Source organism: Nocardioides sp. NPDC006303 (genome assembly GCF_040613175.1).
Taxonomy (GTDB): domain Bacteria; phylum Actinomycetota; class Actinomycetes; order Propionibacteriales; family Nocardioidaceae; genus Nocardioides.
Genome location: NZ_JBEXRR010000038.1, coordinates 45580 through 57589, shown reverse-complemented (window position 1 = coordinate 57589; position 12010 = coordinate 45580). Strand labels below are relative to the sequence as shown.

At 69.8% G+C, this 12010-nt stretch carries 11 protein-coding genes; 4 read left to right on the top strand and 7 right to left on the bottom strand.

The features are described from left to right. The coding region (locus ABZY89_RS23285; protein ID WP_355231039.1) for a hypothetical protein at nucleotides 1-199 on the top strand (199 nt) is incomplete at its 5' end. On the opposite strand, the gene ABZY89_RS23280 is transcribed toward ABZY89_RS23285, so the two are convergent. Then, nucleotides 129-2216, bottom strand: coding sequence for a YhgE/Pip family protein (locus tag ABZY89_RS23280; protein WP_355231037.1), 2088 nt, complete (start codon nucleotides 2214-2216; stop codon nucleotides 129-131). The two genes, ABZY89_RS23285 and ABZY89_RS23280, sit on opposite strands and share 71 nt — an antisense overlap. Beyond that, the gene (locus ABZY89_RS23275) at nucleotides 2213-4912 is read right to left on the bottom strand and encodes an MMPL family transporter (RefSeq protein ID WP_355231035.1); all 2700 of its coding nucleotides are present in this window, start codon (nucleotides 4910-4912) and stop codon (nucleotides 2213-2215) included. Before ABZY89_RS23275 ends, ABZY89_RS23280 begins: the two co-directional genes overlap by 4 nt. A 61-nt stretch (nucleotides 4913-4973) precedes the next feature. Here ABZY89_RS23275 and ABZY89_RS23270 point away from each other — a divergent pair, with 61 nt between their 5' ends. Next, entirely contained in the window at nucleotides 4974-5594 is a 621-nt protein-coding gene (locus ABZY89_RS23270) for a TetR/AcrR family transcriptional regulator (protein WP_355231033.1), read from the top strand. Nucleotides 5595-5643: 49 nt separating this feature from the next. Next, nucleotides 5644-6870, top strand: coding sequence for a TerC family protein (locus tag ABZY89_RS23265; protein WP_355231031.1), 1227 nt, complete (start codon nucleotides 5644-5646; stop codon nucleotides 6868-6870). Nucleotides 6871-6886: 16 nt separating this feature from the next. Here the strand turns inward: ABZY89_RS23265 and ABZY89_RS23260 are convergent, their stop codons facing one another. Together ABZY89_RS23260 and ABZY89_RS23255 are read right to left on the bottom strand one after the other, a co-directional pair. Beyond that, entirely contained in the window at nucleotides 6887-8224 is a 1338-nt protein-coding gene (locus tag ABZY89_RS23260; protein ID WP_355231029.1) for a serine/threonine-protein kinase, read from the bottom strand. A 109-nt stretch (nucleotides 8225-8333) separates the two neighbouring features. Then, nucleotides 8334-9281, bottom strand: coding sequence for an AraC family transcriptional regulator (locus ABZY89_RS23255; RefSeq protein WP_355231028.1), 948 nt, complete (start codon nucleotides 9279-9281; stop codon nucleotides 8334-8336). 145 nt (nucleotides 9282-9426) lie between these two features. Here ABZY89_RS23255 and ABZY89_RS23250 point away from each other — a divergent pair, with 145 nt between their 5' ends. Next, complete coding sequence (locus ABZY89_RS23250; protein WP_355231026.1) at nucleotides 9427-10179, top strand: SDR family oxidoreductase; 753 nt, start codon at nucleotides 9427-9429, stop codon at nucleotides 10177-10179. 134 nt (nucleotides 10180-10313) lie between these two features. On the opposite strand, the gene ABZY89_RS23245 is transcribed toward ABZY89_RS23250, so the two are convergent. Genes ABZY89_RS23245 through ABZY89_RS23235 form a run of 3 tightly spaced genes read right to left on the bottom strand, consistent with a single transcriptional unit; the run spans nucleotide 10314 to nucleotide 12008 of the window. After that, on the bottom strand, nucleotides 10314-11156 hold the full coding sequence (locus tag ABZY89_RS23245) for an alpha/beta hydrolase (RefSeq protein ID WP_355231025.1): 843 nt from the start codon (nucleotides 11154-11156) through the stop codon (nucleotides 10314-10316). Nucleotides 11157-11214: 58 nt separating this feature from the next. After that, on the bottom strand, nucleotides 11215-11769 hold the full coding sequence (locus ABZY89_RS23240; protein ID WP_355231023.1) for a hypothetical protein: 555 nt from the start codon (nucleotides 11767-11769) through the stop codon (nucleotides 11215-11217). Beyond that, the gene (locus ABZY89_RS23235; protein ID WP_355231022.1) at nucleotides 11766-12008 is read right to left on the bottom strand and encodes a (4Fe-4S)-binding protein; all 243 of its coding nucleotides are present in this window, start codon (nucleotides 12006-12008) and stop codon (nucleotides 11766-11768) included. The genes ABZY89_RS23240 and ABZY89_RS23235 overlap by 4 nt, the downstream gene beginning before the upstream one ends. Between the last annotated feature and the right edge of the window lie 2 nt (nucleotides 12009-12010).

Sequence of the window (12010 nt, the reverse complement as noted above, 5' to 3'; positions counted from 1 at the left end):
CTACGTGGAGGAGTCGGTGATGCCGCTGCTCTTCCGCGAGTCCCCGCTCAACTCGGTCTGGGAGGGCTCCGGCAACGTCAACGCCCTCGACGTCCACGCTCGCTGGCGCTCGCGGCTCGACCAGCGGGTCAGGCGGCAGCCGCGCCGAGGATCTCCGCCACAGACGTACGCTGCGCCCGACCCGCCGCGAAGAGGCTGACCGCCACCGCGAGCAGGAGCCAGAGGACGAGGCCGCCGACCGGCGCACCGACCGCGGCACCGCTCTGCGCGACGGCGACCCCGCGGAGCGCCTCGGCGGCGAGCGGGACCGGCAGGATGCCCGCGAGCGCGCCGAACGGCGCGGAGGCCGTGGCGACCGGCAGCAGCCCGCCGAGGGAGACCAGTTGCAGGGCGAGGAAGGCGAGCGAGATCAGCCAGCCGCGGCGCTGGCCGGCGAGCGCGACGACGGCCTGGTGGACCGCAACGAAGACCACCGCGGCGAGCACCGCGATCCCGACCGTGGCGACCGGCGCCGCGAGATCTGCGCCGAGAAGACGGGCCGTCCCCACGAGGAGCACCGCCTGCGCCAGCCCGACAAGAGCCGCCGGCCACAGGCCGGCGAAGGTGAGCCGCCGCGCCGTGAGCGCGTCCCGCAGCCTCCCGGCGGGGAAGGCCGGACGGAGCAGGTAGATCGCGAGCGCACCGAGCCACAGGGCCAGCGCGATCACCGCCGGCGCCAGCCGGGTCGCCCCCGAGGTCGAGGAACCGGAAGCGACCGAGACCTGCACCGGGTCGGCGACGACCTCGGCCTGCTTCTCACCAGGAACCGCGATCTGCGAGGCACCGTCGTCGAGACCCGAGGCCAGCGAGTCGGCGCCCTCGGTCAGCGAGGACGTACCGGAGGAGAGGTCGTCGGCCCCGGAGGCCAGAGAAGCCGAACCGCTCTCGAGCTGCCTGGTCCCGGAGGCGAGCTGATCGGCCCCAGAGGCCAGCGCGGTGGCGCCGTCGTTGGTCTTCCCGAGACCGGACTCGAGCTCACGCGCGCCCTTGGCGAGGCGGGCGTTGGCGTCGGCGACCTGGGACGCCCCGGACGCGACCTTCCCGGCACCGTCCGCCGCCGACGAGATCCCTCCGCTCAGCTCGGGAGCCGCCTGCGACAGAGCCGAGGCTCCCGAGGCGACCTGCGCCGCTCCCGCGGCGAGCTGGTCGGCCTGCCCGCCACCGGCGCCGACCGCCGAGGCGGTGGCACCGCACAGCTGCGGCTTGGAGGCTGCGAGCAGCGGGTCGCTTGCGCACGCCTGCGCCCAGCCCTTGGCGAGCTGGGTGTAGCCGGCCACTCCCTCCGACACCTGCGAGGCGCCGGTCGCGAGCGACGAGGCCTGCGACGGGAGCCCCGCGGTCGACCTTTCGAGCTGGTCGAGCCCGCCGCTCAGCTCGTCGGCACCGGCAGCCAGTGAGGAGGCGCCCTTCGACGCCTTGCCCGCTCCCGCGGCCAGCGATCCCGCGCCCGACTCCAGCCGCGCGGTCCCGCCGGCGAGCGTGTCGAGCCCGCCCGCGACCTGCGAGGCGCCGTCGGCAGCCCCGGACGCACCGGAGCTGAGCGACCGAGCGCCGTCGGCGACCTTCCCGGCACCCGAGTCGGCGGCAGCGGTGCCGTCGGCGAGCTGGTCGGCACCGTCGGCGGCGGAGTCGAGGCTGGTCTTGAGCTTCCCGGTCTGGTCCCGGACCCCGTCGAGGTAGGTCGTCGTGACCGTACGTCCCAGGGTCGACGCCGACTGCCGCGCGACCTGCCGGGCGATTTCGGCGGTCACCTCGCTGGAGGCGTCGGACGCCTCCACGCTGACCCGGCCGGCGCTCGGGTCGCTCCCCTGCACCCCCGACAGCGTCTTGGACAGGTCCTTGGGGATCGTGATCACCGCCGCGTACGTCCCGTCCGCGTAACCCTCCCGCGCATCCGCTGCATCGGTGAGCTCCCAGCCGAGCGTGGGGCTCGCGGACGATCCCGAGGAGGAGACGAGATCCGCTGCCAGCGCCCGGCCGGCGTAGACCGTCTGCTTGCTCTTCCCGCTCCCCGTCGTCACCGGCTCGTCGAGGTTGACCACCGCGGCGGGCACCTTGTCGAGGTTCTCGGTACGGTCGCTCAGCGCGACGAGCGCGAGCGCCGTCACGACGACCGGCAGCAGGATCGCGGCCGCCACCAGGCGGCGGCCCGACCACCATGATTTCGTACGTTTCATCGGACTGTCTCCAGGTCGGCGACCGAGGCCGCAGGGTCGGTGAGCTCGGGATCGGGTGCGGTGCGTGCGGGCGCGGCATGCGCGAGCGCGTCCGCGACCTGCGGCACGGCGGGCAACGACGGCATCCCGAGCAGGACCGTCGTGCCACGCGAGGTCAGTGCGGACAGGGCGGCGAGCTGCCCGCTGTCGAGCGAGGTCGGGCTGTCGATGGCGACCAGCGCCGGCATACGCCGAGCGCCCACGAGCCGGAGCGCCTCCGCGACGTCGCCGACGAGAGCGGCCCGGGCGCGTACCGCGCCCGCCTCCTCCGGCAGCAGCCGGTCGAGCACGACGAGCTGACCGGCGAAACCGAGCCGCCCGGTGAGCGCCGCGAGCGCAGCAGATCGCGCGACCGGGTCAGCCCCGTGGACGATCCCGAGCCCTCCCGGCCGCAGGTGAAGATCGAGCGGCGCGAGCGCCCCCGACACCTCGACCTGCCGCGCGCGGACCGCGACCTCACCGTTCGAGGCGACGTAGTCGGCGTGCTCGAGGTGGTGGATGAGCGCCTCACCCTCGATGTCGAGGACCGGCATCCGCCGGTCCAGCCAGCCCGGCAGCCACCAGGCACCCCGCCCGAGCAGGGCGAGCACCGCCGGCACCAGCGTCATCCGCACGAGGAACGCGTCCACGAGCACACCGACGGTGAGCCCCAGCGCCATCGGCTTCACGATCGGGTCGCCGTTGGGCACGAAGGCCGCGAAGACGGCGATCATGATGATCGCAGCGGCGGTGACGACGCGGGCGCTGGCGGCGAAGCCGGTGTCCACGGAACGCCGGGCGTCGCCGGTGTGGACGAAGTCCTCCCGCATCCGGGAGACCAGGAACACCTCGTAGTCCATCGCGAGCCCGAAGAGCACGCCCATCAGGATGATCGGGAAGAACGCGATCACCGGGCCGACCTTGGCGACGTTGAACAGGTCGGCGCCCCAGCCCCACTCGAAGACCGCGGCGACCACCCCGAACGAGGCCGCCACCGACAGCACGTAGCCCAACGTCGCCTTCAGCGGGACCGCGATCGAGCGGAACACGATCGTCAGCAGGATCAGCGACAGCCCGACGACGACGGCCCCGAACGGCAGGATCGCGCCGGACAGACGAGCGCTGACGTCGATCGCGACCGCGGTCTGCCCGGTGACCATGACGTCCTCGATCCCGAACCGCTTCTCCAGGTCGGCCGAGTCCGCGCGGATCTCCTTGACCAGCGAGGCGGTCGCCGGGTCGCTCTTCTCGGTGGTCGGGTAGATCACCACGAGCCCGAGGTCGGCGGTCCGGTTCGGTGTGGCCAGCGCGACCTTCTGCACCCCGTCATAGGTCCCCAGCGCCTTGCCCAGAGAGTCCATCACCCCGATCGGGTCGGTGGTGTCGATGATGTCCGCGGTCACGAACAGCGGCGCGTTGTAGCCCGGCCCGAAGTCGCGGCTGATCAGGTCGTACGTCTCCCGCGGAGCACTCCCAGGCTCGGCGCTGCCGTTGTCGTTGAGCCCCAGCGCGAGGTCGCGCGCGGGGATCGCCAGGACGGCGATCACCAGCAGCGAGACCACGACGGTGAGGACCGGCACCTTGGTCACCAGCCGCACCCAGCGTGCCCCGAGAGTGGTGGCGTGAGGCCGCCCCTCCGCGACAGCCTCACGCCGATGGGCCCGAGACCCAGGTTTCGGACGCAGTCGCTCGCCCGCGATCGCGAGGAGAGCCGGCACGGCGGTGAGCGCGACGAGCACGGCGACCAGCACGGCCGAGGCGGCTGCGTACCCCATCACCGCCAGGAACGGGATGCCCGCGACCACGAGGCCGCACAGCGCGATGATCACGGTGACACCCGCGAAGATGACCGCACTGCCGGCCGTCGCGACCGCCCGAGCGATCGACTCCTCCACTCCGAGACCGGTGGCGAGCTGGCTGCGGTGCCGGGCGATCACGAACAGCGCGTAGTCGATCCCGACCGCGAGCCCGATCATCAGCGCGAGGGTGGGGGTGGTGGCCGAGATCGTGGTGACCGCGGCGACCGAGAAGATCCCCGCCATCGCGATCGCCACCCCGAGCAGCGCGGTCAGGATCGGCAGGCCGGCGGCCAGCAGCGACCCGAACGTGATCGCCAGGACCAGCAGGGCGATGAGGATGCCGATCCCCTCGGTCGCGCTGACGTGCACCCCGGTGACGGAGTACGCATCCCCACCGACATGAAGCTCGAGGGAAGACCCTGACGGCAGTTCCGCAGCTTCTTCCAGATCCGACGTCACACCCTCGGGGACCTCGTCGAGACCGAGGTCGAACTGCACCGTCGCCAGCGCGTCCCGGCCGTTGTCGCTGACGGTCCTGCTCTCCGAGGCCAGCGGGTCGGTGACCGTCGCGACGTGGTCCACCTTCTCGACCTGCGCGAGCACCTTCTCGATCTCTTGGCGGTGGTCGTCGATCTTCTCCCCCTCAGGGGCGACGAAGACCAGCTGGGCGGAGGTTCCGGAGACCTCGGGGAAGCGCTGCGTGAGCGCGTCCAGGCCCTGCTGGGACTCGGTGCCGGGGATCGTGAAGTCGTTCTGCAGCTTGCCGCCGAGGGAGACGGTCAGCGCACCCAGGAGCACCGCGAGCAGGAGCCAGAGCGCCAGCACGGTCTTGGCGTGGCGGGCGACCTGTCGGCCGAGTCGGTAGAGATAGGAGGACACGTTCAATACATTAACGCATTCAATACAAAAGTGTATCGTTGGCGTATGTGAGGATTACTACATGACCGAGGTGAAGGCCCCCAGGCGACGTACGAACACCCGCGCCCGGCTGCTGTCCGCGGCCGTCGACGTCTTCGTTGAGCGCGGGGCGCGCCGGGTCACCGTCGACGACCTGGTCAGCGCCGCCGGCTACACGCGCGGAGCGTTCTACTCCAACTTCGGCAGCGTCGAAGAGGTGCTGCTCGAGGCGTTCAAGGAGGAGTCGGAGAGGCTGATCGAGGCCGTACGCACCGCCGTCGGCGAGCACAGCGACGCCGACTCGAGCGGATCACTGATCGGCGCGGCCTTCGACGCGATCCGCCCCCTCCAGGACCACTGGTTCGTCCTGCAGAGCGAGGTGGTGCTGCAGAGCCTGCGCGACGCCGACGCGCGCGAGATCAGCTCGGCGACGTTCACGGCGCTCAGCGAGCAGCTCGTCGAGGTCGTCGACCTGGCCCTGGACCGCCTCGACCGCACCTCCACGATGCCGACCGACCTCCTCGCCCAGACGATGATGGGCGTGTTCCTCCACAGCGTCACGATGCGTACGATCCGCCCCGACGACCCCCGTGCCGACCGGCTTCTCGAAGACGCGCTCCCCCAGATCATCGATGGGCTGTCGATCCCGAGGACCTCCGCCTAGGCTGAGGCCGATCCCAGGTCTCGGGTCGACTCTCAGGGGGTTTGTCACTATGGGCGCACCGACATGGGTGTGGCTGGTCACCGTCGTCGCGATCGTCGGCCTGCTCGCGTTCGACTACGTCTTCCACGTACGCAAGGCCCACACGCCCACGCTGAAGGAGGCGGCCATATGGTCGGCGATCTACGTTGGGATCGCGCTCCTGTTCGGCGTCGGCGTGCTGGTCTTCGGCGGCGGCGCGATGGGCGGAGAGTACTTCGCCGGCTACATCACCGAGAAGGCGCTCTCGGTCGACAACCTGTTCGTCTTCCTGATCATCATCACCAGCTTCCGGGTCCCCCGCGATGACCAGCAGAAGGTGCTGCTGTTCGGGATCACGTTCTCGCTGATCGCCCGCACCGGGTTCATCTTCGTGGGCGCCGCACTGATCAACACTTTCGCCTGGGTGTTCTACCTGTTCGGGCTGATCCTGCTGATGACGGCAGGCAACATGCTGAAGCCCGACGACGATTCCGACAAGGAGAACTTCGTCGTCCGGCTGGCCCGCAGGCTGTTCCACGTCAGCGAGCACTACGACGGCGACAAGCTCTTCACGATGGAGAACGGCAAGCGCATCCTGACGCCGATGCTGCTGGTGATGGTGGCCATCGGCGGCACCGACATCCTCTTCGCCCTCGACTCGATCCCGGCGATCTTCGGCCTCACCCAGAACGTCTACCTCGTCTTCACCGCGACCGCGTTCTCGCTGCTGGGCCTACGCCAGCTCTACTTCCTGCTCGACGGCCTGCTCGATCGGCTCATCTTCCTGTCCTACGGGCTGGCCGCGATCCTCGCCTTCATCGGCGTGAAGCTGATCCTGCACGCGCTCCACGAGAACAACGTCCCGTTCATCAACGACGGCGAGTCCGTGCACGTGGTCGAGATCAGCACCGGCCTCTCCCTGACCGTCATCCTCGGCGTACTCGTCGTGACCGTCGTCGCCTCACTCTTCAGCAAGCGCGGCCGCGCGAAGAACGCGATCGGCAACGCCCGCCGGCACGCCGCCGCCTACCTCGACTCCGAATACACCGCCGACCCGGCCGAGCGCGAGCGCATCCACAACGCCCTCCTCGCCGAGCGCGACCTCATCGTCTCCCTCGGGCCGAAGTACCTGCAGATCGCCCGAGAGGAGACCCCGCTCATGGAACTCCTCGAACGCGCCCTCGCCAGCCACAACGCAGCCGTCGAGCGCGGCGAGGCCACCCCGGCAGGCCCCCCGAAGATCCTCCGCGAGGAGTAGGGCGACCTCTTCCCGGCTAGCAGCAGACGACCTGCTGCACCTTGAACAGAGTGTCTTCCTGGCGCTGCATGTTGACGTAGCCCTGGTCCACCCAGACCACCCGGAAGAGCCCGTCCCCGAGGTCCTCGACCCGTCGCTCGCCGTCGGCGTCGAGTTCGTCGAGGATGTGGTAATAGAAGCCGTCGCCGCCGTTGGCGTCATCGGTGCAGTCCCAGGCGGCCGGGTCATCGAGGTCGGGCATGTAGAGGCCCGCGGCTTCGCAATCACCCGCCTGGAGCGCGTCGACGAACCGAACGGCCGCGGTCTCCGCGCCGCTGACCGGCTGCCCCGCGGCGGTCTCTGCGCCGCTGGCCGGCTCCTCGGCCGGACCGCGCGCCACGAACCAGGTCGCGGCGCCGCCCAGCACAAGGGCGACGACGACGGCAGCCGCGACGAGGACGGCGTTGCGCCGGCCGCGCGCGGGCGGCTGCGGCTGCGGCTGCGGCGATGTTGGCGACGGCGAGCGAAGCACGGTCTGCGCGTCCGAAGGGGGAGGTACGGCCACCGCCCGCCCCTCGGCCGCGGCGGTGAGTGCCGTGGCAAAGCTCGCCGCGTCCGGCCAGCGGTCCTCGGCCCTCGGCTCCAGAGCCCGCATGATCACCGCAGACACCGTTGCCGGCACGGGCGCGACCGTGCCGAGCTCGGGAACCCGGGACACCACCGTCAACGCCGGCGCGGGCGAGCGGCCCGCGAACATCGCCCACGCGACCGCGCCCAGGCTGCGTACGTCCGCGCGATGGTCGATCGGCAGGGACTCGTCGAACTGCTCAGGCGCCATGTAGGCGGGCGTGCCGATCTGCCGGGTCACCTCCGAGTGCTGATCGAGCGCGCGGGCCACGCCGAGGTCGGCGACCATCGCGCGCAGCCGCCCGTCGGAACCGCCGGTGAGCAGGATGTTGGCCGGCTTCACGTCGCGGTGGATGACCGAGCGCACGTGCAGTGCGTCGAGGCCGGACGCGGCCTGTGCCACCAGGTCGGCCACCAGCTGCGGCGGCATCCCCTGAGGGTGCTGGGTGATCAGCTCCGCGACGCTGCCCCCGTCGGCGTACGACATCACGAAGTAGGGCGCACCCGTCGGGGTCTCGCCGATGTCGTGGACCGAGACGACATGGGGCGAGTCCACCGACCGGAGGAAGCGCGCCTCCTGCAGGAACCGCTCCCGGATGTCGGCCGCCTGAGTCCATTGGGCACTGAGCACCTTCACGGCAACGGGCGAGTCGAGGTCGGGGTCGTGGTAGAGCCACACCTCGGCGAATCCGCCGGAACCGAGCGGCTTGACCTGGCGCAGGCGCCCGAGGGTCTGGGGAAGGGTCACCGGGACATTATGAGGCCGGGCTCCAGCCGACACGCGCGACCCGCGGATCTCGCCGGCCCCACTCCTGCTGCACCGGACTGGAAGCAGGTCACGACTGGCGCATGCCTGATCACCTTCTTCCGTTCGCGGCCGAGCGGCGTTCCTGGTCCCGGAACTTCGCAGGCGATGAGCCGACCACGCGGCGGAACGCGGTGCTGAACGCGCTCTCGGACTGGTAGCCGGTGGCTCGTGCGAGCTCAGAGATCGACAGCGCGTCGCGGGCGAGGGCGTCGCGAGCGAGGCTCATACGCCACTGAATGAGGTACTCCAGGGGCGGGACCCCGACGTGGCTCTTGAATGCCTGGGCGAACGCGGAGCGCGACATGTGGCTGATCTCGGCGAGCTCGTTGAGGTTCCAGGAGTGGGCCACGTCCGCGTGCACTGCACGTAGCGCGGCGCCGATGCCGTCCTCGTTCAAGGCGCCGAGCCAGCCGGTGGGCCGGTCTGTCCGGCCGGCGTGAGCACGCAGCATGTGAACCAGCAGGATCTGTGCGAGGTGGTTCTGCACCAACGGGCCGCCGGCGGCGGGGACCCCGACCTCGGTGGCCAGGAGATCGATCAGTTGCGCAAGCCGGCTTCCATGAGGATCGGAAGCGCGGACGATCACGAGCGGCGGCAGCAGATCAGTCAGGAGTGCCGCGTTCTGGTCGTCGAACGCGATGTGCCCGACGCAGAGGTAGAGGTCGTCCTCGGCCTCCGGGCCGATCCGAACGAACCCGTCCTCGGCCCCCGCCCACACCGCCTCCGCCGAGCGCGGGCTGACGTCGGGCGTGCTGGCCAGTACGTACGGTGGCGGGTTGCCCAGCATGAACGTGTCGCCTTCCTGCAGACGCACCGGCTCATGCCCTTTGAGGATCAGCCAGCACTTGCCGCGTACCAGACCGCCGATCCGCACATGCAGGAACGTGTCGAAGCTCAACGCCCACTCACCCACGGCCCGAAGGCTGGGCGCGATCACCGTGTGGGGCTTGAGCAGGCCGATCGCGTCGGCCACTGGATCCTGGAAGCCGAGCACCACCCGGCACCTCCTGGACGATACGTAAAGGATCGCGGACTTTGGATTATGGATCTTACTGCAATGGCGTCGCAGTATCGATGTCGTAGGTAGATCACCGGCACACGAATACAGATCGGCAACTAGCGAAGTGATGGAGAAGACTCACATGGGACATATGGACGGCAAGACGGCGGTAGTCACCGGCGGAAGCAGCGGGATCGGCCTCGCCGCCGCCGTGCGACTGGCGGACGAGGGTGCGTATGTGTTCGTCACCGGGCGGCGTGAGGCCGAGCTGGAGGCCGCCGTCAAGACCATCGGATCGGACCGGGCTACGGGTGTGACGGGCGACATCTCCAAGTTGGCCGACCTGGACCGGCTCTACGACGCGGTCCGGGCCCGCGGCAACGGGTTGGACGTGCTCGTGGCGAACGCGGCCGTCGGCACATTCGTGACGTTGGAGCAGACCACCGAGGAGCACTTCGACCAGACCTTCGGAGTCAACACCCGAGGCACTCTGTTCACCGTGCAGAAGGCGCTCCCGCTGCTCAACGACGGCGCCTCGGTCATCCTGACCGGCTCCACGGCGGCCGATCGTGGCATGGAGGCGTTCGGCGCGTACGCGGCATCGAAGGCGGCGGTGCGCTCCTTCGCGCGGACCTGGTCGACCGAGCTGAAAGGTCGTGGCATCCGGGTCAACGTGGTCTCGCCGGCATGGATCGAGACTCCTGGGGGCACCGCGGCTTTCGGCGACGAGGAGACCGCCCGGGCGATGAAGGAACATGTCGCAGCGACCGTGGCCAAGGGCCGCATGGGTCAGCCCGAGGAGGCTGCCGCGGTCGTGGCGTTCCTGGCCTCGGAGCAGAGTAGCTACGTCGTCGGCTCGAACCTCTACGTCGACGGCGGAGAGAACCAGACCTGAGCCCAGACCTGAGAAGGTCGCGAGCCGTTCCACCGATGAGACCATCGACGGCGTCGCCCGGTCGCTGCTCACAGCGCCCGGGCGACGGCTCGTCAGCGCTCTCTTGGAGGCCGCCGCGCTCACAGCGCCGCTGATCACCTACGGAGGAACTCCATGAGGGCAGCGTTGACCTCGTCCGCATGGGTCCACAGGAGGCCGTGGGGAGCACCCTCGACCTCGACGTAGTCGGCGTCAGGGACCGCCTCGTGGAAACGGCGTGCCGTAGCGTCGATGGGAAGGATGTTGTCCTTCGTTCCGTGCAGGATCAGCGTCGGCTTGCCAGCCGCGCGAACCGCGTCGACATCGCTGCGGAAGTCCTCGATCCAGGTCGGGACGACTGCGTACGCGGCCACAGGCGCACTGCCGATCGCGACGTTCCAGCTGCCGGTGACGGCCTCCTGGCTGATCCGAGAGCCGAGGTTCTCGTCCAGGTTGTAGAAGTCCTTGAAGAACTGCGTGTACCAGGCGTAACGGTCGTCCTTGGCGGCCGCGGCGATGCCGTCGAACACGTCCTGCGGGACGCCCCCGGGATTGTCGTCGCGCTGGACGAGGAACGGCTCGAGGGACGCGAGGAACGCGAGCTTTGCGACGCGCTCATGCCCGTATCGGGCGACGTACCGCGCGAGTTCACCGGTGCCCATCGAGAAGCCCACGAGTACGACGTCGCTCAGGTCGAGGGTCTCGAGGACCGTGTTCAGGTCGGCGGCGAAGGTGTCGTAGTCGTAGCCGCTGCCGACCTTGGACGACTGCCCGAAGCCGCGGCGATCGTAGGTGATCACCCGGTAGCCCGCCGCGAGCAGCTCGCGCGTCTGCTTCTCCCAGCTGTGGCCGTTCAGCGGATACCCGTGGACGAGCACCACCGGCTGTCCGGTTCCCTGATCCTCGTAGTACAGCTCGACTGGCGTGCTGTTCTCCTGCCCAACAGTGATGAAAGCCATCATCTTTCCTTTCTGTCTGCGTGGGGGATATCGATATAGGGGGACATTCGAGGCGGGGTCAGAGCTGTTCCGGCGGCGCCATGCGGTAGACGAACTCGCCGAGGCCTGACTGCGAGATCGCGAAGATCGTGCCGGCGAGGCCCTCTTGAGTGGCGGCCATGCTCAAGTCGCCCAGGCGGACCGCCTCGAACCCGGCATCGTGGCTGAGCCGGCTGACGACGTCGTGGGCTTCGTCGTCGCCGGACCACAGGTTGCTCGGTCGTACGCGCGCACTGGCGACCCGGCCGAAGAGCGAGGCGAAGTTGGTGCTGAACGCCTTGGCCGTCGTCCCGCCGGTCACCGACTTGACGTACTCGGCGTTGGAGGCGAACCCGGCCGGAGGCCGCGCGCCGCCGTAGAGGTTGGTGGCGTCGAGCACGGTCTTGCCCTCGATCCCGACGACCGATGACAGCGCTGCCTCTACCGCGACTCCTGGGACCGCGAGCAGAACAGCTTCGGAGCCGCTGACGTCACCACCGTCTCGCCCCAGCCGGAGCACGTGGTGGCCGGCGTTCTCCCAGAGATCGGCCAGTCCACCGCCGATGTTGCCGCGCCCGATCACGGTGATGTTCATGCCGACCACGACCCCTCAGGGTGCTCGACGACAAGAAGGGCGCCGGAGGGGCAGCGCCCGATCACCTCTCGCAGGGTCTGAGCGGTTCCCTCCGAACCGGCTTGCGTGGGGTCGATCCACGGCCTAGCGGAGGGATCGAAGACGGCGGGCATCCCACGTACGCACTCGGCCGCGTGCTGACACACATCACCGTCGAACGAGACGTCGACCACGGGCCCGGTGTAGGTCTTGCGCGTCATGG